At 73.4% G+C, this 24,288-nt stretch carries 20 protein-coding genes; 7 read left to right on the plus strand and 13 right to left on the minus strand.

Annotation, left to right across the window (positions count from 1 at the left end; all coding sequences use genetic code 11):
- Window positions 1-11: 11 nt before the first annotated feature.
- A complete protein-coding gene (locus M6G08_RS01230) occupies window positions 12-734 on the minus strand; it encodes a vWA domain-containing protein (protein ID WP_272585330.1) in 723 nt (240 codons plus the stop codon).
- 153 nt (window positions 735-887) lie between these two features.
- Between M6G08_RS01230 and M6G08_RS01235 the strand changes: the two genes are divergently transcribed.
- Window positions 888-1,823 (plus strand): rhomboid family intramembrane serine protease, encoded by a 936-nt coding sequence (locus M6G08_RS01235; RefSeq protein ID WP_272585331.1) that lies wholly within the window; start codon window positions 888-890, stop codon window positions 1,821-1,823.
- A 202-nt stretch (window positions 1,824-2,025) separates the two neighbouring features.
- On the opposite strand, the gene gltD is transcribed toward M6G08_RS01235, so the two are convergent.
- The 3 genes from gltD to M6G08_RS01250 form a co-directional block, all read right to left on the minus strand.
- A complete protein-coding gene (gene gltD / locus M6G08_RS01240; protein WP_272585332.1) occupies window positions 2,026-3,489 on the minus strand; it encodes a glutamate synthase subunit beta in 1,464 nt (487 codons plus the stop codon).
- Window positions 3,482-8,020 (minus strand): glutamate synthase large subunit, encoded by a 4,539-nt coding sequence (gltB, locus tag M6G08_RS01245; RefSeq protein ID WP_272591219.1) that lies wholly within the window; start codon window positions 8,018-8,020, stop codon window positions 3,482-3,484. The genes gltD and gltB overlap by 8 nt, the downstream gene beginning before the upstream one ends.
- A gap of 437 nt (window positions 8,021-8,457) precedes the next feature.
- Window positions 8,458-9,189, minus strand: coding sequence for a VIT1/CCC1 transporter family protein (locus M6G08_RS01250; RefSeq protein WP_272585333.1), 732 nt, complete (start codon window positions 9,187-9,189; stop codon window positions 8,458-8,460).
- Between the two features lie 233 nt (window positions 9,190-9,422).
- Here M6G08_RS01250 and M6G08_RS01255 point away from each other — a divergent pair, with 233 nt between their 5' ends.
- From M6G08_RS01255 to M6G08_RS01280, 6 genes are read left to right on the plus strand one after another with little or no spacing between them, the layout of a single operon-like run.
- Window positions 9,423-11,360, plus strand: a complete 1,938-nt coding sequence (locus tag M6G08_RS01255; RefSeq protein ID WP_272585334.1) for an ADP-ribosylglycohydrolase family protein — start codon at window positions 9,423-9,425, stop codon at window positions 11,358-11,360.
- A complete protein-coding gene (locus tag M6G08_RS01260; protein WP_443048717.1) occupies window positions 11,357-12,622 on the plus strand; it encodes an ADP-ribosylglycohydrolase family protein in 1,266 nt (421 codons plus the stop codon). The genes M6G08_RS01255 and M6G08_RS01260 overlap by 4 nt, the downstream gene beginning before the upstream one ends.
- Window positions 12,619-13,800 carry an ADP-ribosylglycohydrolase family protein gene (locus M6G08_RS01265; RefSeq protein WP_272585335.1) on the plus strand — a complete coding sequence of 394 codons (1,182 nt, stop codon included), beginning with the start codon at window positions 12,619-12,621 and terminating at the stop codon, window positions 13,798-13,800. Before M6G08_RS01260 ends, M6G08_RS01265 begins: the two co-directional genes overlap by 4 nt.
- On the plus strand, window positions 13,788-15,167 hold the full coding sequence (locus M6G08_RS01270) for an ADP-ribosylglycohydrolase family protein (protein WP_272585336.1): 1,380 nt from the start codon (window positions 13,788-13,790) through the stop codon (window positions 15,165-15,167). Before M6G08_RS01265 ends, M6G08_RS01270 begins: the two co-directional genes overlap by 13 nt.
- Entirely contained in the window at window positions 15,149-16,378 is a 1,230-nt protein-coding gene (locus M6G08_RS01275) for a CaiB/BaiF CoA transferase family protein (RefSeq protein WP_272585337.1), read from the plus strand. The genes M6G08_RS01270 and M6G08_RS01275 overlap by 19 nt, the downstream gene beginning before the upstream one ends.
- Window positions 16,375-17,199: an HpcH/HpaI aldolase/citrate lyase family protein gene (locus M6G08_RS01280; protein ID WP_272585338.1), complete on the plus strand. Its 825-nt coding sequence runs from the start codon at window positions 16,375-16,377 to the stop codon at window positions 17,197-17,199. The genes M6G08_RS01275 and M6G08_RS01280 overlap by 4 nt, the downstream gene beginning before the upstream one ends.
- Before the next feature lie 58 nt (window positions 17,200-17,257).
- On the opposite strand, the gene lgt is transcribed toward M6G08_RS01280, so the two are convergent.
- From lgt to M6G08_RS01320, 9 genes are all read right to left on the minus strand, one after another.
- The gene (lgt, locus tag M6G08_RS01285) at window positions 17,258-18,301 is read right to left on the minus strand and encodes a prolipoprotein diacylglyceryl transferase (RefSeq protein ID WP_272585339.1); all 1,044 of its coding nucleotides are present in this window, start codon (window positions 18,299-18,301) and stop codon (window positions 17,258-17,260) included.
- Between the two features lie 73 nt (window positions 18,302-18,374).
- Window positions 18,375-19,145, minus strand: a complete 771-nt coding sequence (locus tag M6G08_RS01290) for a DsbA family protein (protein WP_272585340.1) — start codon at window positions 19,143-19,145, stop codon at window positions 18,375-18,377.
- An 86-nt stretch (window positions 19,146-19,231) separates the two neighbouring features.
- The gene (gene trpA / locus M6G08_RS01295) at window positions 19,232-20,047 is read right to left on the minus strand and encodes a tryptophan synthase subunit alpha (RefSeq protein WP_272585341.1); all 816 of its coding nucleotides are present in this window, start codon (window positions 20,045-20,047) and stop codon (window positions 19,232-19,234) included.
- On the minus strand, window positions 20,044-21,327 hold the full coding sequence (gene trpB, locus M6G08_RS01300; RefSeq protein WP_272585342.1) for a tryptophan synthase subunit beta: 1,284 nt from the start codon (window positions 21,325-21,327) through the stop codon (window positions 20,044-20,046). Before trpB ends, trpA begins: the two co-directional genes overlap by 4 nt.
- Window positions 21,328-21,440: 113 nt before the next feature.
- Entirely contained in the window at window positions 21,441-21,635 is a 195-nt protein-coding gene (gene trpM / locus M6G08_RS35945; RefSeq protein ID WP_383140585.1) for a tryptophan biosynthesis modulator TrpM, read from the minus strand.
- A 21-nt stretch (window positions 21,636-21,656) separates the two neighbouring features.
- Complete coding sequence (gene trpC, locus M6G08_RS01305) at window positions 21,657-22,466, minus strand: indole-3-glycerol phosphate synthase TrpC (RefSeq protein ID WP_073721889.1); 810 nt, start codon at window positions 22,464-22,466, stop codon at window positions 21,657-21,659.
- A gap of 127 nt (window positions 22,467-22,593) precedes the next feature.
- Window positions 22,594-23,100, minus strand: coding sequence for a DUF2752 domain-containing protein (locus tag M6G08_RS01310; protein WP_272585343.1), 507 nt, complete (start codon window positions 23,098-23,100; stop codon window positions 22,594-22,596).
- 86 nt (window positions 23,101-23,186) lie between these two features.
- A complete protein-coding gene (locus M6G08_RS01315; protein WP_272585344.1) occupies window positions 23,187-23,438 on the minus strand; it encodes an HGxxPAAW family protein in 252 nt (83 codons plus the stop codon).
- A gap of 154 nt (window positions 23,439-23,592) precedes the next feature.
- Window positions 23,593-24,234: a TIGR02234 family membrane protein gene (locus M6G08_RS01320; RefSeq protein ID WP_272585345.1), complete on the minus strand. Its 642-nt coding sequence runs from the start codon at window positions 24,232-24,234 to the stop codon at window positions 23,593-23,595.
- Between the last annotated feature and the right edge of the window lie 54 nt (window positions 24,235-24,288).

Genomic DNA, 24,288 nt, shown 5'->3' on the forward strand with positions numbered 1-24,288 from the left:
CCGGGCGGTGTCTATGTCCGCACGATGCCCTGCGCCCGTGCGGCCACCAGCCACTTGGGGAACTCGCCCACCAGGTGGTCGTACAGCTCGGTGTCGGAGAGTTTCTGGGGGTCGCGGCCGGCGTGGAAGAAGCCGGCGTTGTCGACGACCCGCTTGGCCGGTACCGCGAGTTCGTCGAGTTTGCGCAGGTACTCGAACTGGCGGCTGCCCGGGTCGCCGAAGCCGACGAACTGCCAGAACAGCGGCAGCGGTGCCGCCTTGCACAGGTACCGTTCGGCGGCGAGCCGGTTGATGGGGCCGCCGTCGGTCTGGAAGACGACGAGGGCGGGATGGTGGGCGCCGCTGTCGAGGTAGTGGTCGATGACGGCGTCCATGGCCAGGTGGTAGCTGGTCTTGCCCATGTGTCCGAGGCCGGCCACGATCCGCTCGATGCGTCCGTGGTGGTCGGCGAGGGCGATCTCGGTGACGGCGTCGACGTCGGTGGAGAAGAACACCACGGGTACGGTGCCGTCGTCGTCGAGGTGGGCGGACAGTCCGAGCACGCGGTCGGCGAGAGCCTGCACGCTGCCGTCCTTGTAGTAGGGCTTCATCGAGCCGGAGTAGTCGACGACGAGGTAGACGGCGGCCCGGGTGCCGTCGAGGCCGTGTTCGGCCAGGGACACTCCGGCGCTCTTGTACAGGTCGACCAGCGCGGGCGCCGTCTCCCGCATCTTGGTGAGGCTGATCGCGGCCATGTGGGTTCCCCCGTCGTCCCTGGGCTCTTGGCGTGTGGCTGCCGAGGTTACGGCACGGCGCACCCCGCCTCTCGGCTCGTCCACCGGCATTCGCTATTTTGTTCGCCGCCGTTCCCACCGGCTCACCGTCCGTCCCGCCCCGAGGAGCCGGCCGTGGATTCCGAGTCCACCGTCACGACCTGTTACCGCCATCCCGCGGTGGAGTGTCATGTCCGCTGCATCCGTTGCGAGCGGTTCGTCTGCCCGGACTGCATGCGTGAGGCACCCGTCGGTCACCAGTGCCCCGAGTGCGCGAAGGAGGGCGCGCGGTCGGTGCGGCAGGCCCGGACCATCGCGGGCGGCCGGGTCTCGGCGACGCCGGTGGTGACGTATGCGCTGTTCGCGCTGAATGTGCTGGTGTATCTGGCGGAGGTGGTGCGGCCGGAGATCGTGGACCGGTTCTCCATGGTCGGTGCGCGGCTGGTCGGGCAGGGGGGCGGTTACCTGCCCGCCGACGGGGCGTACTTCGTCTTCGGGACGCTCCGGACGGAGGGCGTGGCCGGTGGTGAGTGGGAGCGGATGCTCACCAGCGCCTTCCTCCACGTGTCGCCGTTCGAGGGCGCGTTCGGGATCCTGCACATCACCATGAACATGGTGGCGCTGTGGCAGCTGGGGCGGGTGGTGGAGCTGATGCTCGGCCGGCTCCGCTTCGTGGTCCTGTACCTGGTGGCGGCGCTGGGCGGTTCCACGCTCCAGCTGGTGCTGGCCGATCCCGGGCAGTCCTCGGTCGGGGCGTCGGGTGCGGTCTTCGGCGTGGGGGCCGCGTACTACGTTCTGCACCGCCGGCTGGGCGCGGACATGACGGCGGTCAACCGTTTCGTGGTGCTCCTGCTGCTGTGGCTGGTGGTCTCGGCCGGGTTCACCTCCTGGCAGGGGCACCTGGGCGGTCTGCTGGCGGGCGGCGCGGTGGCCCTGGCCTTCGCCTACGCGCCCCGGGGCGGACGCCGGGCCCTCGTGCAGGCGGGGGTGTGCGCGGCGCTGCTGGCGCTGCTGGCGGTCGCGGCGGTGAGCAGGGTGACGGAGCTGACCGGTGGAGGCATATCCCTGTGAGAGCCGTTCCCCGGTGAAACGCCCTGTGCGAGGTATACGGCGTCGGCACGCCCGGCCTGCCAGGCGGGGACACGTACCGGTCGCCGCAGCCGCCTGCGGGCGCATGCGACGGCGCCTGCCCCTTTGTCCGGTCGGGGACAGGGCAGGCGCCATCAGTGTTCCGTACGCCTTTGTACGGGACGTTCTTCGGTTGTTCCGTCCGTCAGACCGCGAGGGCGCGGTCGGTCGGGCGGATCGGGGCCGGCAGTTCGCTGGCCCCGGTCAGGAAGCGGTCGGCGCCGCGGGCGGCGGAGCGGCCCTCGGCGATCGCCCAGACGATGAGCGACTGGCCGCGGCCGGCGTCACCGGCGACGAACACACCCGGCACGTTGGTCTGGAAGTCGGCGTCCCGGGCGATGTTACCCCGTTCGTCGAGCTCCAGGCCGAACTGGTCGACCAGTCCGTTCTCCCGGTCGGTGCCGGTGAAGCCCATGGCGAGGGTGACGAGCTGGGCCGGGATCTTGCGCTCGGTGCCCGGCTTCGGGGTGAGCTTGCCCTCGACGAACTCGACCTCGCTCATGTGCAGCCACTGGACGTTGCCGTCCTCGTCGCCCTCGAAGTGGGTCGTGGAGACGGCGTAGACCCGCTCGCCGCCCTCCTCGTGGGCGCTGGTGACCTTGTAGAGCATCGGGAAGGTCGGCCAGGGCTGGCGCACCGCGTCCCGCTCCTCGCCCGGCCGGGGCATGATCTCCAGCTGGGTGACGGAGGCGGCGCCCTGGCGGTGGGCGGTGCCCACGCAGTCGGCGCCGGTGTCGCCGCCGCCGATGACGACGACGTGCTTGCCCTCGGCCGTGATCGGGGGCGCCACGTAGTCGCCCTCCTGGACCTTGTTGGCCAGGGGCAGGTACTCCATCGCCTGGTGGATGCCGTTCAGCTCCCGGCCGGGGACCGGCAGGTCGCGGGCGGTGGTGGCGCCGGCGGCGATGACGACGGCGTCGTAACGCTTCTTGAGGTCGGTGGCCTTGAGGTCGCGGCCGATCTCGACGCCGGTGCGGAAGCGGGTGCCCTCCGCGCGCATCTGCTCGATGCGGCGGTTGATGTGCCGCTTCTCCATCTTGAACTCGGGGATGCCGTAGCGCAGCAGGCCGCCGACGCGGTCGGCACGCTCGTAGACGGCGACGGTGTGGCCGGCCCGGGTGAGCTGCTGGGCGGCGGCCAGGCCCGCGGGGCCGGAGCCGATGACGGCGACGGTCTTGCCGGACAGGCGCTCGGGGATCTGCGGGGCGACGTCCCCGGTCTCCCACGCCTTGTCGATGATGGAGACCTCGACGTTCTTGATGGTGACCGGCGGCTGGTTGATGCCGAGCACGCACGCCGACTCGCACGGGGCCGGGCACAGGCGGCCGGTGAACTCCGGGAAGTTGTTGGTGGCGTGCAGGCGCTCCTGCGCGGCCTGCCAGTCCTCGCGGTAGGCGTAGTCGTTCCACTCGGGGATCAGGTTCCCGAGCGGGCAGCCGTTGTGGCAGAACGGGATGCCGCAGTCCATGCAGCGGCTGGCCTGCTTGCTGATGATCGGCAGCAGGGAGCCGGGGACGTAGACCTCGTTCCAGTCCTTGACGCGCTCGCCCACGGGGCGGGTCTGGGCGACCTCGCGCCCGTGGTTCAGAAAGCCCTTGGGATCAGCCATTGGTCGCCGCCTCCATCATCTTCTCGGTGATCTCGGTCTCGGAGAGACCGGCTCGCTCGGCGGCGTCCTTGGCGGCGAGCACTGCCTTGTACGTGCTGGGGATGATCTTGCTGAAGCGTTCGACGGCGGTGTCCCACTCGGCGAGCAGCTTCTCGGCGACGGTGGAGCCCGTCTCCTCCCGGTGCCGACGCACGACGTCGTGCAGCCACTCGCGGTCGGCGTCGTCCAGCGCCTCGATCGCGCCGACGTTGCCGGCGTTGACGTTGTCGCGGTCCAGGTCGACGACGTAGGCGATGCCGCCGGACATGCCGGCCGCGAAGTTGCGCCCGGTCTCGCCGAGGACGACCGCGTGGCCGCCGGTCATGTACTCGCAGCCGTGGTCGCCGACGCCCTCGGAGACGACCGTCGCGCCGGAGTTGCGGACGCAGAAGCGCTCGCCGACCTTGCCGCGCAGGAACATCTCGCCGCCGGTGGCGCCGTAGCCGATGGTGTTGCCGGCGATGGTGGAGTACTCGGCGAGGTGGTCGGCGCCCCGGTCCGGGCGGACGACGATCCGGCCGCCGGACAGGCCCTTGCCGACGTAGTCGTTGGCGTCGCCCTCCAGGCGCAGGGTGATGCCGCGCGGGACGAAGGCGCCGAAGGACTGGCCGGCGGAGCCGGTGAAGGTGATGTCGACGGTGTCGTCGGGCAGACCCGCGCCGCCGAACTTCTTGGTCACCTCGTGGCCGAGCATGGTGCCGACCGTGCGGTTGATGTTGCGGATGGCGACCTGGGCGCGCACCGGGGCGGCGTCGGTGGCGTCCGTGGCGCCGAGCGCGTCCGCCGCGAGCTTGATCAGCTGGTTGTCGAGGGCCTTCTCCAGGCCGTGGTCCTGGACGATCGCCTGGTGGCGCACGGCGCCCTCGGGCAGCTCGGGCACGTGGAACAGCGGCTCCAGGTCCAGGCCCTGCGCCTTCCAGTGGTCGACGGCGCGGGTGACGTCGAGGGTCTCGGCGTGGCCGACGGCCTCCTCGATGGAGCGGAAGCCCAGCTCGGCGAGGATCTCGCGGACCTCTTCGGCGATGAACTGGAAGAAGTTCACCACGTACTCGGCCTTGCCGGAGAACCGGTCGCGCAGCACCGGGTTCTGGGTGGCGATGCCGACCGGGCAGGTGTCCAGGTGGCAGACGCGCATCATGACGCAGCCGGAGACGACGAGCGGCGCGGTCGCGAAACCGAACTCCTCGGCGCCGAGCAGCGCGGCGATGACCACGTCGCGGCCGGTCTTGAGCTGGCCGTCGGTCTGCACGACGATCCGGTCGCGCAGGCCGTTGAGCAGCAGGGTCTGCTGGGTCTCGGCGAGGCCCAGCTCCCAGGGGCCGCCCGCGTGCTTGAGCGAGGTCAGCGGGGAGGCGCCGGTGCCGCCGTCGTGGCCGGAGATGAGGACGACGTCCGCGTGCGCCTTCGACACACCGGCCGCGACCGTGCCGACGCCGACCTCGGAGACCAGCTTGACGTGAATCCGCGCCTGCGGGTTCGCGTTCTTCAGGTCGTGGATCAGCTGGGCCAGGTCCTCGATGGAGTAGATGTCGTGGTGCGGCGGCGGGGAGATCAGGCCGACGCCCGGCGTCGAGTGACGGGTCTTGGCGACCCAGGGGTAGACCTTGTGGCCGGGCAGCTGGCCGCCCTCGCCGGGCTTGGCGCCCTGGGCCATCTTGATCTGGATGTCGTCGGCGTTGACCAGGTACTCGGAGGTCACTCCGAAGCGGCCGGAGGCGACCTGCTTGATCGACGACCGGCGCGCCGGGTCGTACAGGCGCTCCGGGTCCTCGCCGCCCTCACCGGTGTTGGACTTGCCGCCCAGCTGGTTCATGGCGATGGCGAGGGTCTCGTGCGCCTCCTGGGAGATGGAGCCGTACGACATGGCGCCGGTGGAGAAGCGCTTGACGATCTCGGAGACGGGCTCGACCTCGTCGACCGGGATCGGCTGCCGGTCGCTCTTGAAGCCGAAGAGGCCGCGCAGCGTCATCAGCCGCTCGGACTGCTCGTTCACGCGCTCGGTGTACTTCTTGAAGATGTCGTACTTGCCGGAGCGGGTGGAGTGCTGGAGGCGGAAGACCGTCTCCGGGTCGAACAGGTGCGGCTCGCCCTCGCGGCGCCACTGGTACTCGCCGCCGATGTCCAGGGCGCGGTGGGCGGGCGCGATGCCGCTGGCCGGGTACGCCTTGGCGTGGCGGGCGGCGACCTCCTGGGCGACGACGTCGATGCCGACGCCGCCGATCTTGGTGGCGGTGCCGTTGAAGTACTTCTCCACGAAGGCCTCGTCCAGGCCGACGGCCTCGAAGACCTGGGCGCCGCGGTAGGAGGCGACGGTGGAGATGCCCATCTTGGACATGACCTTGAGGACACCCTTGCCGAGGGCGTAGATCAGGTTCCGGATGGCCTGCTCGGACTCCATGCCGGGCAGGAAGGTGCCCGCGCGGACCAGGTCCTCGACGGATTCCATGGCCAGGTACGGGTTGACCGCGGCGGCGCCGTAGCCGATGAGCAGGGCGACGTGGTGGACCTCGCGGACGTCGCCGGCCTCGACCAGCAGGCCGACCTCGGTGCGCTGCTTGGTGCGGATGAGGTGGTGGTGGACGGCGGCGGTGAGCAGCAGCGACGGGATCGGGGCGTGCTCGGCGTCCGAGTGGCGGTCGGAGAGGACGATGAGCCGGGCGCCGTTCTCGATGGCGGCGTCGGTCTCGGCGCAGATCTCCTCGATGCGGGCGGCGAGCGCGTCGCCGCCGCCGTGCACCCGGTAGAGGCCGGAGAGGGTCGCGGCCTTGAAGCCGGGCATGTCGCCGTCGGCGTTGATGTGGATGAGCTTGGCCAGCTCGTCGTTGTCGATCACCGGGAACGGCAGCAGGACGCTGCGGCAGGAGGCGGCCGACGGCTCCAGCAGGTTGCCCTGCGGGCCCAGCGAGGAGCGCAGGGAGGTGACCAGTTCCTCGCGGATGGCGTCCAGCGGCGGGTTGGTGACCTGCGCGAAGAGCTGGGTGAAGTAGTCGAAGAGCAGCCGGGGCCGGTCGGAGAGCGCGGCGATGGGCGAGTCGGTGCCCATGGAGCCGATCGGCTCGGCGCCGGCCTTGGCCATCGGCGCGAGGATGACGCGCAGCTCCTCCTCGGTGTACCCGAAGGTCTGCTGGCGGCGGGTGACCGAGGCGTGGGTGTGGACGATGTGCTCGCGCTCGGGCAGGTCGGACAGCTCGATCTCGCCGGCTTCCATCCACTCGCCGTAGGGCTGTTCGGCGGCGAGCTGGGCCTTGATCTCGTCGTCCTCGATGATGCGGTGCTCGGCGGTGTCCACGAGGAACATGCGGCCGGGCTGCAGGCGGCCCTTGCGGACGACCTTCGCGGGGTCGATGTCGAGGACGCCGACCTCGGAGCCGAGGACGACGAGGCCGTCGTCGGTGACCCAGTAGCGGCCGGGGCGCAGACCGTTGCGGTCGAGGACGGCGCCGACCTGGGTGCCGTCGGTGAAGGTGACGCAGGCGGGGCCGTCCCAGGGCTCCATCATCGTGGAGTGGAACTGGTAGAAGGCGCGCCGGGCCGGGTCCATGGAGTCGTGGTTCTCCCACGCCTCCGGGATCATCATCAGCACGGAGTGCGGCAGCGAGCGCCCGCCGAGGTGGAGCAGCTCCAGGACTTCGTCGAAGGAGGCGGAGTCGGAGGCGTCCGGCGTGCAGACGGGGAAGAGCCGGTCCAGGTCGGAGGAGGAGCCGAAGACGTCGGAGACGAGCTGGGACTCGCGGGCGCGCATCCAGTTGCGGTTGCCCTTGACCGTGTTGATCTCGCCGTTGTGCGCGACGAAGCGGTACGGGTGGGCGAGCGGCCAGCTCGGGAAGGTGTTGGTGGAGAACCGGGAGTGCACGAGCGCGATCGCGGAGGCGAAGCGGCGGTCGGACAGGTCCGGGAAGAAGGGCTCGAGCTGGCCGGTGGTCAGCATGCCCTTGTAGACGATGGTCCGCGCGGACAGTGACGGGAAGTAGACCCCGGCCTCGCGCTCGGCGCGCTTGCGCAGCGCGAAGGCGCGGCGGTCGAGGGCGATGCCCTGCGAGGCGCCGTCGGCCACGAAGATCTGGCGGAAGACCGGCATGGTCGAGCGGGCGGTGGCGCCGAGCAGCTGCGGGGCGACCGGGACCTCGCGCCAGCCGAGGACGGTGAGGCCCTCCTCGCCGGCAATCGTCTCGATCCGCGAGACGGCGTCCTCCGTGCCGTCGACCGGCAGGAAGGCGATGCCGACGGCGTACGCCCCGGCCTCGGGCAGTTCGAATCCGGCCACCTCGCGGAAGAAGGCGTCGGGCACCTGGGAGAGGATGCCGGCACCGTCGCCCGAGTCGGGCTCGGAGCCGGTGGCGCCGCGGTGCTCGAGGTTGCGCAGCACGGTGAGCGCCTGGTCGACCAGGGTGTGCGATGCCTCGCCGGTGAGAGTGGCGACGAAACCGACGCCGCAGGCGTCGTGCTCGTTGCGGGGGTCGTACATACCCTGCGCAGCAGGGCGAGCATCCATGAAGGACCAGTTCTGGCCATTCGCGGAGTGCTGGGACGGCTGGCGCGGCGTACGCATCGGCTCTCCCGTCGTCGTCATCTGGCATGTGCAAAGTGCCGAGGGACGACGTTGGCCCTCTGCGTGGGATCAAAATTTCGTGCAGGTTACATGATGGGGTGGTTCTCGGGAAGCGGGATAATCCGTTCCACCATACGGACACCGGGGGCTGCGGAGAGCGTTCCGCGCCCGGCGGTGGAGGCTGTGGGGACCGAGACGGACAGATCGATGCCCGTCGGCCCGAGGGCGCGGAGGGAGCTTCGTCGCCCACTCCGCGGGTGCGCGGTGGGCCTCGTTGCTCACAGCGCTTTCGGCTCATGCCCGGGGATCACACGCTCGAAACCAGCGAGTAGCAACTTCTGCGGCTACTTATGCGGCTCACCGCATAAGTCCGAGCCGGGCTATCCTACGGCCGTTCCGAACAGGCTGCCCAGGGCGTAGGTCACACCGGCCGCGGCACCACCGAGGGCGAGCTGCCGCAGACCGCTGTACCACCAGCTGCGCGCCGTCACCTTGGCGACCACCGCGCCGCACAGGAACAGACCGGCCAGCGCGAGGACCACGGCGGGCCACAGCGCACTGGCGCCGAGCAGGAACGGCAGGACGGGAAGCAGCGCGCCGAGCGCGAAGGATCCGAACGAGGACACGGCCGCGACCAGCGGGGACGGCAGGTCGGAGGGGTCGATGCCCAGCTCCTCGCGGGCGTGTATCTCCAGCGCCTGCTCGGGGTCGCGCGACAGCTGCCGGGCGACCTCGCGGGCGAGGCCGGCGTCCACGCCCCGCGCCTCGTAGAGCGCGGCGAGCTCGGCCTCCTCGTCCGCCGGGTGCTTGCGCAGCTCGCGGCGCTCGACGTCCAGCTCGGCCTCGACGAGTTCGCGCTGCGAGGCGACGGAGGTGTACTCGCCGGCCGCCATGGAGAAGGCGCCGGCGGCGAGACCCGCGAGTCCGCTGATCACCACGGTCTGCTGGCTCGCCGTACCGCCGGCGACACCGGTCATCAGGGCGAGGTTGGAGACCAGGCCGTCCATGGCGCCGAAGACGGCGGGGCGCAGCCAGCCGCCGTTCACGTCGCGGTGGGTGTGGTTGTCGCGGTGCGCCTCGTGCAGCGGCGCCTCGGTCTCGATGATGGCCATACGGGCCCCCCGGAAAGCTAGTCTGGACTGGGTCTACTTTTTAACAACACCCAATCTACGCCGCTCATTTCCGCTCCGCCAGCAAGGAAAGGCTGGGCTTACCTGCGGTTTTACCCTTTCTCGCTCATCCGTGATCTTCCCTGCACAGATGTCGTCCGGGTGACGCTGGGGTCCGCGAGGCTGCGACGCGTGCGGCACCGGGGACACATCCGCAAAGGGAGAGGAGAGGCCGCATGGCATCCACCGCCTGCATCCCCCCGGCCCCCGCGCCCGGGGACGCCGTCGGACTCCGTGAGCGGGCCCGGGGCGCACTGCTGGGCCTGGCCGTCGGGGACGCGCTCGGAGCACCGGCCGAGAACATGAAGCCCTCCGAGATCCGCGCCCGCTGGGGGCGCATCACGGGCTACGTGACCCGCGAGCCGGCCGGCACCGACGACACCGAGTACGCGATCTTCTCCGGCCTGCTGCTGGCCCGGTACGGCGCCGCGCTCACCCCGGCCCACGTGGAGACGGCCTGGCACGAGTGGATCGCGGACCGGGAGGAGGGCCCGTTCCGGGGCGCCGGCTTCAGCGAGCGGGGCACCCTGGAGAACCTGCGCCGCGGGCTGGCCGCGCCCATCTCCGCGCAGCACCGCCACGCGTGGAGCGACGGGCTCGCGATGCGGGCCGCGCCGCACGGTGTGTTCGCGGCGGGCCGGCCCGCCGAGGCCGCCCGGCTGGCGGCGATCGACGGCTCGGTCAGCCACGACGGCGAGGGCATCTACGGCGGCCAGGCGGTGGCGGCGGGGGTCGCGGCGGCGATGGCGGGGGCGCCGACCGACGCCGTGGTGGCCTCCGCGCTGGCCGTCGTCCCGGAGGACTCCTGGACGGCCCGCTGTCTGCGCCGGGCGATGACGGCGGCCCACCTCGGCGAACGCGCCGTCCGCTCCGCGGTGGTCATCGGCGGCTACCCCTGGACCGACCTGGCCCCCGAGGCGGTCGCCCTCGCCTTCGGGGCGTACGCGGCGGCCGACGGCGACTTCACGGACGCGGTGCTGACGGCCGTCAACATGGGGCGCGACGCCGACACCACGGCGGCGGTGGCGGGCGCCCTGGCCGGCGCGACCCGCGGCGCCGCCGCGATCCCGGCCGAGTGGGCGTCGGCGATCGGTCCGGCCCGCGGCAGCTGCCTGCCGGCGATGGCGGGGCACCATGTGCTGGAGGTGGCGGACCTGCTGACGCGGGCGGCGGCTCCCGGAGGAGCCGCCGGGGCACTCACGGCGGGCGCCGACGGCGTACCGAGCGGGTACGGCGCGCCCACCGGGCCCCGGGGCGACGGCTCCGCGCCGGGTGGCCTCCCGGAGATCACCGCCCCCGCGCACCCCGCACCGCCCCGGCTCCAGAGAAGCGGCTCCACGCCGGGCGACCTGCCGGGCATCGCCACCCCCGCACACCCCGCACCGCCCGGACCCCAAGCAAACAGCTCCACACCAGGCAACCCACCAGACATCACCACCCCCGCACACCCCGCACCGCCCAGACCCCAAGCAAACAGCTCCACACCAGGCAACCCACCAGACATCACCACCCCCGCACACCCCGCACCGCCCGGACCCCAAGCAAACAGCTCCACACCAGGCGACCTGCCCGGTATCGCCGCCCACCCCGCACCGGTCGGCCCCCCGGACAGCAGCCTCGCACCGGCCACACCATCAGGCGCCCACGCGGACGCCGTATGGCACGAGGCGATCACCGCGGGCACCGACGCCACAGGGACCGTGCCTGCCGGGCCCCCGGGCTGCGCCCCCGCACGGACCGCACCACCGAGCGCCCACGCCGACGCCGCCCGGCACAAGGCGCGCACCGCAAGCACCGGCAGCACACGACCCGCCCCACCCACCACCACCAGGACCAGCACCAGCACCAGCACCAGCACCAGCACCAACGCCACACCGATCGCGGCACCCAGCGCCGAACACGACGCCGTACGCACGGGCGCGCACCCGTCGTCGGCAGGCTCCCCCGGGACGAGTGGCCCAGACGCGCGGGACGCGGGAGCCCTCCCCGGCGGCCGGCACTCCGCACGCGCCGTCGGGCGGGCCGCCGTACCCACCGGCGCGGCCGACCCGGCCCCGGAACGCGCCCCCGGCGCGCAACCCGGCGACGAGGTCGCGGCGGAGGCGGCGCCGTGAGCAGGGGGCGGCCCGGCGGGGAGGAGCCGGCCACCGTCGCGTACGTCGCCACGGCCGACGCGCCGGAGGCGTCGCCACCCGCCGGGAGCGGGCACCGGCCGGTGTCCGAGGCCGCCGCCGCGGCGACCCGCGCCGCCGGCGACCGCGTCGAGGGCCTCCTCCTCGGGCTGGCCGCCGGGGACGCCGCCGGGTGGCCCGCCGCCCGGCACCGGGCCGCGCGGATGCCCGAGTGGACCCGCCGCCTCACCCGTGAGCTGGACACCTTCGCCGAGCAGAATGCCACCACCACCCTCCCCGTGCCCATCGCCCTGAACCAGCCCCCGGAGCCGCTGCGCCTCGGCCCCTCCGACGACGCGGAGTGGGCGGCGTTCGCGGCGGAGGCGGTGCTGCGGGCCGGGGACGACGGCGCGCTCGGGGATCTGAGCCGGGAACGGCGGATGCGGGCCGCGATCGACCTGACCTGGAACGCCGCCGCCAGCGAGGTGGCCGCGGCGACGGAACGCGCCCCGGAGCCGGAGTCGGCGGTACTGCCGCTGCGGGCCCGCATCTCGGTCCGGGCCGGGCTGGGCAACCTCGCCGCCGGCCTGCGCCCGCCCGCCACCGGCCACGACAACCCGCACTACTTCGACGACGCCGCCTGCGTCCGCGCCTGCGTCCTCGCCGTCGCCCACCCCGGCGACCCGCGGGCCGCAGCCGACCTGGCCGAGTTCGACGCCCGCTACACCCAGGACGGCGACGGGGTGCACGGCGCCCGCGCCATGGCGGCGGCGCTGGCCCGCGCCCTCGGCGGCGGCGAGGTACCCGCCTGCGTCACGGCCGCGCTCGCCGAGCTGCCGCCGGAGACGGAGATCGGCCGTAACGCCCGTCAGGCACTGGCCCTCGCGGCTGACGCGGAGAGCACCTTCGCACTGGTCCCGCTGCTGGAACACCAGATCGTCGACCACGTCTACAGCTACGGCATCGCCGCCGCCGAGACCGTCCCGGTCGCCCTCGCCCTGACCGTCGCCGCCGAAGGCCGCATCGCTCAGGCGGTGCCGGCGGCGGCCTGCCTCTCCCGGGTCGCGGACTCCGCCCCGGCGCTGGCCGGCGCCCTCACCGGCGCGCTGGGCGGCGGCGCGGCGATCCCCGCCTCCTGGCGCGAGACCTGCCGCACCCTCCCCGGCTGCGTACTGCCCCGGCTCACCGGCACCGACCTGGTCGAACTCGCCGGACTCCTGCACGCACGCACCGGCCCCGTCCGGAAAGGACCGCACCCGACATGAGGGACGACATGAGGACACCCGGCTCGCCCACCGCGTCCCTGGACGAACGCGTCACCGGCGCCCTCGTCGGCGCCGCCGTCGGTGACGCGCTCGGCGGCCCCGTCGAGGGCTACTCCCCCGCCCAGATCCTCGAACGCCACGGTGGTCGCGTCCACGGCGTCGTCGGCCCCTGGAACGGCGACGACTGGCGCACCGCCCGCCCCATCGCCCCGTACCACAAGGGCGACGGCCACGTCACCGACGACACCCTGATGACCCACGCGCTGGTCCGGGTGTACGGCACGGTCCGCGACCACCTCGACGCCCACGCCGTCGCCGAGCACCTGGTCCCGGACCTGATGACCAACCCTCGCTGGATCCCGGAGCTGGAGGCCGAGGCGCTCCCCCTCCAGCGGATCTTCCTGGCGGAGAAGTGGCTGGTGGCCCGGCTCCACTACGGCCACGTCGACCCGCGCGAGGCGGGCACCGGCAACATCGTCAACTGCGGTGCCGCCATGTACATGGCCCCGGTCGGACTGGTCAACGCCGCCAACCCGGCCGCCGCCTACGCCGAGGCGCTGGACGTCGCGGGCGCGCACCAGTCGTCGTACGGCCGTGAGGCGGCCGGGGTCCTCGCGGCGGCGGTCGCCGCGGCCTGCGCGCCCGGGGCGACGCCGGACTCGGTGGTGGCCGCCTGTCTGTCGCTGGCCAAGGACGGCACACGGGCGGCGATCGACGCGGTCTGCGAAGTGGCCGCGCGGTACTCGGACTTCGAGTCGGCGCTGACGCCGCTGCGGGAGGCGGTCGCCCCGTACGACACGGTCGGCCCGGACTACCGCGCGCCCTCGCTCGGCGCCCGCCGCCCGTCCCGGCTGCACGCGATCGAGGAACTGCCCGTCGCCCTCGGCATGCTGCTCGTCTCCGGCGGCGACTGGCGGCACGCGGTCCTCGGCGCGGTGAACTACGGGCGCGACTGCGACTCCATCGCCACGATGGCGGGCGCCTTGGCCGGGGCGCTGGGCTCACCGGTGCCGGAGGACTGGGCGAAGGCCGTCGCGGAGGCGAGCCGGCTCGACCTGTGGGAACCGGCGGCGACGCTCACCCGGGTCGCCCGCGAGGTCTTCGAGCGCGACGTACGGCGGCGCCGCGCCCACGAGGAGGCGTTCGCCGCGATCGGAGGCGCGGGATGCTCCGGCTGACCTGGGTCCAGCCCGAGGACCTGATCGGACACGAGCTGCGCCAGGCGCGGCTGGACGGCCGCAATCCCTCGGCGGTCGCGGCCCGCTGGCGGGCGGCGGGCGGCAGCGAGCCCCCGCCCCGGGCAGGCGCCTCCACCGGGCCGGCCTCCCCTTACCTCCGCCTCCTGGCGGGAGACCTCCTGGACGAACTCGCCGACCTGCCCAGCCCCATGACGGACACCGAGCCGACGGACCTCGACCGGATCAGGGCGCTGTGCCCCGACTGGCCGTCCCCCGCGACCGCTCCCGTGTCCGTGTCCCCGGCCCGGCTGGAAGCCGCCTGGCTCGGCCGGGCCGCCGGCTGTCTCCTGGGCAAACCCGTCGAGAAGCTCCCCCTGACCGGCATCCGCCTCCTCGGCCGGGCCGCCGGCAACTGGCCCCCGACCGGCTACTTCACCGCCCGGGGGGTCCGGGCCGGACTCCTGGCCGCCCACCCCTGGAACCGCCGCTCGGCGCCCACGTCCCTGGCCGAGAACATCGACGGGATGCCCGAGGACGACGACCTCAACTACCCCCTCCTCAACCTGCGGCTCCTGCGGCGCCACGGCCGGGCCTTCACCACCGCCGACGTCGCGCGGGTCTGGCTCGACGAGCTGCCCGCCGGCCGCACCTTCACCGCCGAACGCGTCGCCTACCGCAATCTGCTCAGCGGCCTCGAACCCCCGCTCACCGCCCGCCACCGCAACCCGTTCCGCGAGTGGATCGGCGCCCTGATCCGCGCCGACGTGCACGGCTGGACCAACCCCGGCGACCCGGCCGGCGCCGCCGAGCAGGCCCACCGGGACGCCGTCCTCACCCACACGGCCAACGGCGTGTACGCGGCGATGTTCGCGGCGGCCGTCCTCGCCACCGCCGCGACCGGCGCGCACGACGTGCACGCCTGTCTGCGCGCCGGTCTGACGGTCGTACCGCCCGGCTCCCGCCTCGCCGAAGCCGTCCGTCACGCCGTGGACCTCGCCGGGACCCACGCCGACTTCGACACGGTCGTGGACGTCCTGCACGCCCGCCACTCCCCCACCCACCACTGGGTGCACGCCGTCCCCAACACCGCGCTGCTCGCCGCCGCCCTCACCCACGCGGACGGCGACTTCACCGGCTCGGTCTCCCGCGCGGTGTCGGGCGGCTGGGACACCGACTCCAACGGTGCCACCGCCGGCAGCGTCGCCGGGGTCCTCGCCGGTTCGCCCGCCGCGCTGCCCGAGCACTGGACGGCCCCGCTGAAGAACCGCCTGGCCACCTCGGTCGGCGACTTCGACGGCGTCGGCTTCGACACCCTCGCCCACCTCACCCACCGGGAGGCCACCCGCCCATGCCCGAGCCCCTCGTGACCACCGCCTCCGCCTCCCCCGCCGCCGCGCCGCCGCTGAGCGGCCTGCGCGTCCTCGACCTCGCCACGCTCTTCGCGGGCCCGCTGGCCGCCACCATGCTCGGTGACTTCGGCGCCGAGGTGATCAAGGTGGAGCACCCGAGCCGCCCCGACCCGTCCCGGGGCCACGGCCCGTCCAAGGACGGCGTCGGCCTGTGGTGGAAGGTGCTGGGCCGCAACAAGCGCACCATCACCCTCGACCTGTCCAAGCCCGCCGGCCGCGCCACCCTGCTCCGCCTCGCCGCGACCGCGGACGTCGTCGTCGAGAACTTCCGCCCCGGCACCCTGGAGAAGTGGGACCTGGGCTGGGACGAGCTGTCCGCCGTCAACCCGCGCCTGATCCTCACCCGCGTCACCGGCTTCGGCCAGTTCGGCCCGTACGCGCGCCGCCCCGGCTTCGGCACCCTCGCCGAGGCCATGAGCGGTTTCGCCGCGATGACCGGCGAGCCCGACGCGGCCCCGACGCTGCCCCCGTTCGGCCTCGCCGACTCCATCGCCGCCCTGGCGACCGCGTACGCCGTGATGACGGCGCTGGCCGCCCGGGACCGCACCGGCGAGGGCCAGGTGGTCGACATGGCGATCATCGAGCCGATCCTGACCGTGCTGGGCCCGCAGCCCACCTGGTACGACCAGCTCGGCCACGTCCAGCCGCGCACCGGCAACCGCTCCCAGAACAACGCCCCCCGCAACACCTACCGCACCGCCGACGGCACCTGGGTCGCCGTCTCCACCTCGGCCCAGTCGGTCGCCGAGCGGGTGATGCGGCTGGTGGGGCGGCCGGAGCTGATCGACGAGCCCTGGTTCGGGTCGGGTGCCGACCGGGCCCGGCACGCCGACGTGCTCGACGCGGCGGTCGGCGACTGGATCGCCCGGCACGGCCGCGCCGACGTGCTCGCCGCCTTCGAGAAGGCCGAGGCGGCCGTCGCCCCGGTGCAGGACGTGCGGGACGTGATGGCCGACCCGCAGTACCAGGCCCTGGACACGGTCACCACGGTCGACGATCCGGAGCTGGGTCCGCTGCGCATGCAGAACGTCCTCTTCCGGCTCTCCGCCACCCCGGGCGCGATCCGCTGGGCGGGCCGCCCGCACGGTGCGGACACCGAGGAGGTGCTGACCGAGCTGGGTCTCGCCCCGGCGGACGTGAAGGAGCTGCGTGAGGAGGGCGTCGTATGACCGCACCTCCGCTGACCTGGCTGTACGCCCCCGGGGACCGGCCGCCGGTGGTGGCCAAGGCGCTGGCCGCGGGCGCCGACGTGGTGGTGATCGACCTGGAGGACGCGGTCGCCCCCGACCGCAAGGAGTACGCCCGCAGGGCCACCGCCGAACTGCTCACCGAGCCGCAGCCGGTGCCGGTCCACGTCCGTGTCAACGCCCTGGACGGTCCCCTGGCCGCGGCCGACCTGGCGGCGCTGGCCGCACTGCCGGGGGTGTCCGGGCTGCGGCTGCCCAAGGTGACCGCCCCCGAGCAGGTCACCGGCGTCGCGGCGGCCACCGGCGGTCCGCCTCTGTACGCGCTGCTGGAGACGGCGCTGGGCGTGGAACGGGCGTACCGGATCGCCGCCGCCCACCCGTCGCTGCGCGGCATCGCCCTCGGGGAGGCCGACCTCCGCGCCGACCTGGGGGTGCGCGGGGACACGGGGCTGGACTGGTCGCGCGCGCGGGTGGTCGTGGCCGCGCGGGCGGCAGGGCTGGCGCCGCCGTCGCAGACGGTGCATCCGGACACCCGCGACCTGGAGGGCCTGGCGGCGTCCTGCGCGCACGGCCGGGCCCTGGGCTTCCTCGGCCGCGCGGCGATCCACCCCCGCCAGCTGCCGATCATCGAGCGGGCGTACCTGCCGACCGAGCGGGAGCTGGAGGAGGCGGAGACGATCGTGAAGGCGGCCACCGCGCAGCCGGGGGCGCTGGCGCTGCCGGACGGGCGGTTCGTGGACGCGGCCGTGGTGGCGACGGCCCGGCGCACGCTGTCTCTGGCGCGGCGGCCCGCACTGTCGTGACACACGTCGAAGGGTGCCGGAGGATTCCGGGCACCCTTCGACGGTGGACGCGGCGCGGTCAGACCTTCTTGGCGGAGTCGGCCCCGTCCTTCACGTCCTTGGCGGCGTCCTCGGTGTCCCCGGCGGCCTCGGTGCCACCGACGTCCTTGGCGTTCTCGGCACTCCCGGTGCCCTTGGCGTCCTTGGCGTCCTTGGCGTCCGCCGATCCGCCGTCCTCGGCGTCGTCCCGGGGGCCCTCCGAGTCGGTGTCCGCGTCCGCCTCCACGGCGTCGCCGCCGGACGGCTCCGCGCCGGGCTCGACCACGGCCTCGCGGCCCGGTCGCATCCGCGCCGAGACCACGATGTACACCACGGCGAGCAGGAAGACGAGCAGCGCGGTCCAGTTGTTCAGCCGCAGGCCCAGGATGTGGTGGGCGTCGTCGACGCGCATGTACTCGATCCAGAAGCGGCCCGCGCAGTAGGCCGCGACGTACAGGGCGAACGCCCGTCCGTGGCCGAGCTCGAAGCGGCGGTCGGCCCAGATGACGAGCAGGGCGACGCCGATGCACCACAGGGACTCGTACAGGAAGGTCGGGTGGTACGTGCCGGGCACCCGCCCGTCGGCCGAGGAGGTGATCTCCACGGCCCAGGGCAGGTCGGTGGCCTTGCCGTAGAGCTCCTGGTTGAACCAGTTGCCCCAGCGGCCGAGGGCCTGCGCGAGGGCGATGCCGGGGGCGACGGCGTCGGCGTAGGCGGGCATCGGGATGCCCCGGCGCCGGGCGCCGATCCAGGCGCCCAGCGCACCGAGGGCGATCGCGCCCCAGATGCCGAGTCCGCCCTCCCAGATCTTGAAGGCGTCGACCCAGTCACGGCCCTCGCTGAAGTACAGCTGGTAGTCCGTGATCACGTGGTAGAGCCGGCCGCCGATCAGACCGAAGGGAACGGCCCAGACAGCGATGTCGGCCACCGTGCCGGCCCGGCCGCCGCGGGCGATCCAGCGCTTGTTGCCGAGCCAGACGGCGACGAAGACACCGATGATGATGCAGAACGCGTAGCCGCGCAGCGGAACGGGGCCGAGGTACAGCACCCCGCTCGACGGGCTGGGAATGAAGGCAAGTTCCATGGCAGGGTCGACGCTACCGTGTCGGGCGGCACCCGCGTCGGGCAGCCCGGCTACGGGTCCGTAACACCGTCCCTCACTTGTTGGCGTCCGCCACCAGTTGCTTGAGCTTGGCGGGGGTCATGGAGCGGTCCTGGTAGATGTTCTTGCCGTCCAGGAGGACGGTGGGCGTGCCGCTGAAGCCGCCGGTGCGGAAGGCCTCGTTGGACTTCTCCACCCAGCTGTTGTGCGTGCCGTTCCTGACGCACTCCTGGAAGAGGGCGGTGTCGAGGCCGTCGACCTTGCCGGCCAGGTCGATCAGCTTGTCCTCGTCGGCGAAGGCGTCGTCGGTCTCGGCGGGCTGGTTGGTGAACAGCACGTCGTGGTAGGCCGGGAACTTCCCGGCGTCCTGGGCGCAGGCCGCGGCGTTGGCGGCCTTGCGGGAGCCGGTGCCGCCCATGTTGCCGTCGATGATGGTCGCCAGGTGGTACTCGACCTTGAGCTGTCCGGCGTCGGTCAGCTCGTGGATCGTGTCGCGGTACGCCAGCTCGAAGGCCTTGCAGGCCGGGCAGCGGAAGTCCTCCCAGATGACGAGCGTCGACTTGGCGCTCTCCTTGCCGACCGGGATGGCGAGACCGTCCTTGCCCTGGGCGCCCGAGGGCGCCACGACCGGGCCGGACGCCTCGCTGTCGTCCTTGCCCGTGTTGGCGGCGATCACGCCGACCACGGCCGCGAGCCCGAGGACGCCCACCACGCTCGCGCCGACGATCAGCGCGCGGCGGCGCTTGTCCCTGGACTTCTGCTTCTCGCGCTCGGCCGCAAGCTTCTGGCGGGCGGTGCGCTTTCCCTCTCGGTTCTTCTCGCTCACACCCCGCAGAACGAACCGGGGAGGCGCACCGCGCCTCCCCGGTCCCAGGTCCACCCGTACGAGGGACCCCTGTCATCTGCCCGCGGTCACGCCTGTCCGCGTACGCCCTTCGCCAGGTCGGCGGCGAGCGCGCGGACGCCCTCCACGCCTGCCGCGTCGTCGGGGGCGTCCAGCATGCGCTTGACGAACGCCGAGCCGACGATCACGCCGTCGGCGAAGCGGGCGACCTCGGCGGCCTGGGCGGCGTTGGAGACGCCGAGCCCGACGCAGACCGGGGTGTCGGTGGTGGCGCGGGTGCGTCGCACCAGGTCCTCGGCCTGTGCGCCGACCGATTCGCGGGTGCCGGTGACGCCCATCAGGGAGGCGGCGTAGACGAAGCCGCTGCCGGCCGCGGTGATCTCGGCGAGCCGCGCGTCCTTGCTGCTGGGCGCGACCACGAAGACGGTGGCGAGCCCGTGCTTGTCCGCGTGCTCCCGCCACAGGGCCGACTCCTGGACCGGCAGGTCGGGCAGGATGCACCCGGCGCCGCCCGCCTCGGCCAGCTCGGCGGTGAAGCGCTCCACGCCGTAGCGGTCGATGGGGTTCCAGTACGTCATGACGAGGATCGGCTTGCCGGTGGCCGCGTGGGCCTCCCGGACGGTGCGCATCACGTCGGCGATCTTCACGCCGCCGCGCAGGGCGATGTCGTCGGCGGTCTGGATGACCGGGCCGTCGAGCACCGGGTCGCTGTGCGGCAGTCCGACCTCGACGACGTCGGCGCCGCCGTCGATCGCGGCCTTGACCGCCGCGATGCCGCCGTCCACGGTCGGGAAGCCGGCCGGGAGGTAGGCGATGAGGGCGGAGCGGCCCTCGGCCTTCGCCGCGGCGAGGGTCTCGTCCAGCAGCCGTGCGTTCCCGCTCACTTGGCGTCCCCCTCGATCTCGGCGGTGCCGGAGGCGTCCTCGGCGACCTCGGCGTCGGTGTCGTACAGCCCGAAGTAGCGGGCGGCGGTGTCCATGTCCTTGTCGCCGCGGCCGGACAGGTTGACGACGATCAGCCCGTCCTCGCCCAGCTCCCTGCCCACCTCCAGGGCACCGGCCAGCGCGTGGGCGCTCTCGATGGCCGGGATGATGCCCTCGGTGCGCGACAGCAGGCGCAGCGCCTGCATGGCGGCGTCGTCGGTGACCGCGCGGTACTCGCCGCGGCCGGAGTCCTTGAGGTGGGCGTGCTCGGGGCCGATGCCCGGGTAGTCGAGGCCCGCCGAGATCGAGTACGGCTCGGTGATCTGGCCCTCGTCGTCCTGGAGTACGTAGGACCGGGAGCCGTGCAGGATGCCGGGCTCGCCCGCGGTCAGGGTCGCCGCGTGCTCGCCGGTCTCCACGCCGTGTCCGGCGGGCTCGCAGCCGATGAGGCGGACGTCCGCGTCTGGGATGAAGGCGTGGAAGAGGCCGATGGCGTTGGAGCCGCCGCCGACACAGGCGATCGCGGCGTCGGGGAGGCGTCCGGCCTGCTCCAGGATCTGGCGGCGGGCCTCGACGCCGATGACGCGGTGGAAGTCGCGGACCATCGCCGGGAAGGGGTGGGGGCCGGCGACCGTGCCGAAGAGGTAGTGGGTGCGGTCGACGTTGGCGACCCAGTCGCGGAACGCCTCGTTGATCGCGTCCTTCAGCGTGCGGCTGCCGGACTTCACGGCGATGACCTCGGCGCCGAGCATGCGCATGCGGGCCACGTTGAGGGCCTGGCGGCGGGTGTCGATCTCGCCCATGTAGATCGTGCAGTCCAGGCCGAAGAGCGCGCAGGCGGTGGCCGTGGCCACGCCGTGCTGACCGGCGCCGGTCTCGGCGATCACCCGGGTCTTGCCCATGCGCTTGGTGAGCAGGGCCTGGCCGAGCACGTTGTTGATCTTGTGCGAGCCGGTGTGGTTCAGGTCCTCGCGCTTGAGGAAGATCCTCGCTCCGCCGGCTTCGGCGGCGAAGCGGGGCACCTCGGTGAGGGAGGACGGGCGGCCGGTGTAGTGGACGAGGAGGTCGTCCAGCTCACGGGCGAACTCCGGGTCGGACTTGGCCTTGTCGTACTCGACGGCGACCTCGTCGACCGCGGCGACGAGGGCCTCCGGGATGAATTTGCCGCCGTACGCTCCGAAGTAGCCTTCGGGGCTGGGGGTTTGACCCTCGGGGTCGGGGATGAAGAAGTTGCTGGGCATGCGTGGACCTCACGGTGAGTGTCTGGTTCGGGCAGATTCGCCGTGGGGGCGGGGGAGTCAGGCCGCTGCGGGCCGTCTGTGGTTGCTCGCGCACACGCGACGGAGTCGCAGATTCAATACAGCCCCGCGCCCCTTACGGGGCGCTGAGGCCATCGCATGCCATTCACCTGGCCCGGCTCGTCCCCGATGACGTACCGCACCCGGCGGCCGTGGACCCGGCGGGCCGGGGCGCGGCAGCCGCGGGGGCGGCAGCCGCGCGCCAGGCGCGCGTACGGGTCCCGGGAGGCCGGGGTGAGCGGAAGCGTCATGCGGATCAGCCTACCGGGATGTCAGCCCCGGCCGTGGCGCAGTGCCGGGTGTTCGCCGGCGGCGACCAGGTCGGCGACGGCGGTCTTGGGGTCGCGGCCGGTGACCAGGGACTCGCCGACCAGGACGGCGTCGGCGCCCTCGTTGGCGTAGGCGATGAGGTCGTGCGGGCCGCGGACGCCGGACTCGGCGACCTTGACGATGTGCGCGGGGATCTCCGGGGCGACCCGCTCGAAGGTGCCGCGGTCGACCTCCAGCGTCTTCAGATTGCGCGCGTTGACACCGATGACCTTGGCGCCGGCGTCCACCGCGCGCTCGACCTCGTCCTCGTCGTGGACCTCGACGAGCGGGGTCAGTCCGATGGACTCGGCGCGCTCGATCAGCGACTCCAGAGCCGGCTGCTCCAGCGCGGCGACGATCAGCAGCACCAGGTCGGCGCCGTGCGCGCGGGCCTCCCAGAGCTGGTACGAGGTGACGATGAAGTCCTTGCGCAGGACCGGGATGTCCACGCGGGCGCGGACGGCCTCCAGGTCGGCGAGCGAGCCGCCGAAGCGGCGCTGCTCGGTCAGGACGGAGATGACGGCGGCGCCGCCCGCCTCGTAGTCCGCGGCGAGGCCGGCCGGGTCGGCGATGGCGGCCAGCGCGCCCTTGGACGGGCTGGAGCGCTTGACCTCGCAGATGACCTTGACGCCGTCGCCGCGCAGGGCGGACACGCCGTCCTTGGCGGGGCGTGCCTTGGCCGCGCGCTCCTTGAGCTCGTCGAGGCTGACGCGCGCCTGCCGCTCCGCGAGGTCGGCACGGACTCCGTCGATGATCTCGTCGAGCACACTCACGCGAGCGGCCCCCTTTCAGACGGCGGTACGTATCGGAACGTATGGTCACTGCGATGGTATCCGCAGGGGAGCGCCGGTCCCGCATCCGGTCGGCACCGGTTCCACTACCTGGACACCCAGCGGATGATCAAGGCCGGAGCCAGCCGCCGAACGGCAGGTTCCGGACAACCGTGAAGGTCAGCATCAGCGCGCCCGCCGCCCACAGGTGCACCGGGCCGAGGTCGATCCGCATGGGCCGGCCGCGCGCCGCGCGGACCACCCAGACGGTCCAGAGCACGGCGAGGCCGAGGTAGGCGAGGACGGCCGGGGCGTTGGCCTGCAGTGCGGTCGGCAGGTCTCCGTGGACGAAGGCGTGGGCGCTGCGCAGACCGCCGCAGCCGGGGCAGAGGACGCCCGTGAAGCGCAGCAGGGGGCAGACGGGGTAGTGGCCGGGTTCGTTGGGGTCCACGCTTCCGACGTAGGCGAAGGCGCCGGCCACGGTCGTGAGCACGGCGGCGGGGACGGCCAGGCGGCCGAGGAGGGCGGGGCCGCGCGTCGCCGCGGGGGTCGCGGGCGTGTGCTGGGGCGCGCTCGTGCCCTGGGTGAGTGTCCTGCTCGGCGTCGGCTTTCCGGTCTCGGCGTCCACCCTGCGCATTCTGCCTCCGGGCGGCCTCGCACGCACCCGAGGGGCGGGCCGGCACGCTCGTGCCGGCCCGCCCCTCAGGAGGTGTCGTCGCCGGGTCAGCCCTTGGCGCCGACCGGCTTGCTGTCGCCGGCGACCTGGTGCACGGGGTGGGTGTGGCGCGGCTGGCCGAGGCCCATCATGCGCATGATGCCGCCCACGGCACCGCCGAGGAGGACGACCGCCATGCCGGCCCAGAAGCCCACCGGCTGGGCCGCCACCATGAACACGCCCGCGATGCAGAAACCGATGAAGGCGATGATGACACCCGTCCAGGCGGCCGGGGTGTGACCGTGGCTGCTGCCCGCCATTGCTTGCTCCTCGTTGCTGTGTGCCAAGTCTGAGCAGGATGCTCGGGATCATTGTCCCGCACGGGCGCTCGCGCCGTGAGCGGGGGTGCTCCCCCCGGTGCCCGGCGCGGGTCCCGTCCCCGGGTGCCCGGGAGGGGGCGGGGTGAACCGCGAGTCAGGCGCCGGTCGGGTCCTCGCCGCGGTCGAGGGCCTTCCAGAGGTCCTCGGGGCGGTCCGGGTCGACGGTCTGCGGCCCCCGGCGCGGACGCGGCGTGCCGTCGCGCTCGTAGCGGCCGGACATCGCGGGCCACCGGCGTCCGTAGCGCAGGGCGAGCAGCCCGGCCACCAGCAGCAGGGCGCCGCCGGCTGCCGCGACGTACGGCCAGGCGGTGTGCGTGAGGGCGCCCACGGTGGCCGAGGTGTCGCCGGCGGCCTCGGCGGCCTTGTCGTCCAGGGCGGAGCCGTCGGAGGCGCCGGCCAGGGCGGCGACGACGGTGCCGGCCCCGCTGAGCGCGAGCACGGCGGCGACCGCGAGCCGGCCCGCGCGGCGCACGGCGAAGACGGCGACGAGCGCGGCGAGGCCGACTATGGCGAGCGCCGCGGGTACGCCCGTGACGTCGCTGCCCTTGGCGGTCAGCGGGAACGCGCCGCCGGCCACCGTCGCGGTGCCCTCCGCCCACTCCTGCCGGGTGGCGAGCAGGGCGACGCCGGCGCCGAGCGCGCCGCACAGCAGGGCGACGGCGAGGCTCCGGCGGCCGGACCGGGCGGGTCCTGCGGCTGGGGTACGGGGGTGAGGAACAGCTGTCACGTACTCCACTATCACCCGAACCCCGGGCGAACCGTCACCCGGGGTTCGGAATCCGTGGCGTGA

The organism is Streptomyces sp. M92 (assembly GCF_028473745.1).
Classification (GTDB): Bacteria; Actinomycetota; Actinomycetes; order Streptomycetales; family Streptomycetaceae; genus Streptomyces.

What these genes read in the sequence shown, in the direction of transcription:
- M6G08_RS01230 (WP_272585330.1), bottom strand. Translation starts at nt 734, where the DNA reads ATGGCCGCGATCAGCCTCACCAAGATGCGGGAGACGGCGCCCGCGCTG.
- gltD (WP_272585332.1), bottom strand. Translation starts at nt 3,489, where the DNA reads ATGGCTGATCCCAAGGGCTTTCTGAACCACGGGCGCGAGGTCGCCCAG.
- gltB (WP_272591219.1), bottom strand. Translation starts at nt 8,020, where the DNA reads ATGGATGCTCGCCCTGCTGCGCAGGGTATGTACGACCCCCGCAACGAG.
- M6G08_RS01250 (WP_272585333.1), bottom strand. Translation starts at nt 9,189, where the DNA reads ATGGCCATCATCGAGACCGAGGCGCCGCTGCACGAGGCGCACCGCGAC.
- M6G08_RS01255 (WP_272585334.1), top strand. Translation starts at nt 9,423, where the DNA reads ATGGCATCCACCGCCTGCATCCCCCCGGCCCCCGCGCCCGGGGACGCC.
- M6G08_RS01265 (WP_272585335.1), top strand. Translation starts at nt 12,619, where the DNA reads ATGAGGGACGACATGAGGACACCCGGCTCGCCCACCGCGTCCCTGGAC.
- M6G08_RS01270 (WP_272585336.1), top strand. Translation starts at nt 13,788, where the DNA reads ATGCTCCGGCTGACCTGGGTCCAGCCCGAGGACCTGATCGGACACGAG.
- M6G08_RS01275 (WP_272585337.1), top strand. Translation starts at nt 15,149, where the DNA reads ATGCCCGAGCCCCTCGTGACCACCGCCTCCGCCTCCCCCGCCGCCGCG.
- M6G08_RS01280 (WP_272585338.1), top strand. Translation starts at nt 16,375, where the DNA reads ATGACCGCACCTCCGCTGACCTGGCTGTACGCCCCCGGGGACCGGCCG.
- lgt (WP_272585339.1), bottom strand. Translation starts at nt 18,301, where the DNA reads ATGGAACTTGCCTTCATTCCCAGCCCGTCGAGCGGGGTGCTGTACCTC.
- trpB (WP_272585342.1), bottom strand. Translation starts at nt 21,327, where the DNA reads ATGCCCAGCAACTTCTTCATCCCCGACCCCGAGGGTCAAACCCCCAGC.
- trpM (WP_383140585.1), bottom strand. Translation starts at nt 21,635, where the DNA reads ATGACGCTTCCGCTCACCCCGGCCTCCCGGGACCCGTACGCGCGCCTG.
- M6G08_RS01310 (WP_272585343.1), bottom strand. Translation starts at nt 23,100, where the DNA reads ATGCGCAGGGTGGACGCCGAGACCGGAAAGCCGACGCCGAGCAGGACA.
- M6G08_RS01315 (WP_272585344.1), bottom strand. Translation starts at nt 23,438, where the DNA reads ATGGCGGGCAGCAGCCACGGTCACACCCCGGCCGCCTGGACGGGTGTC.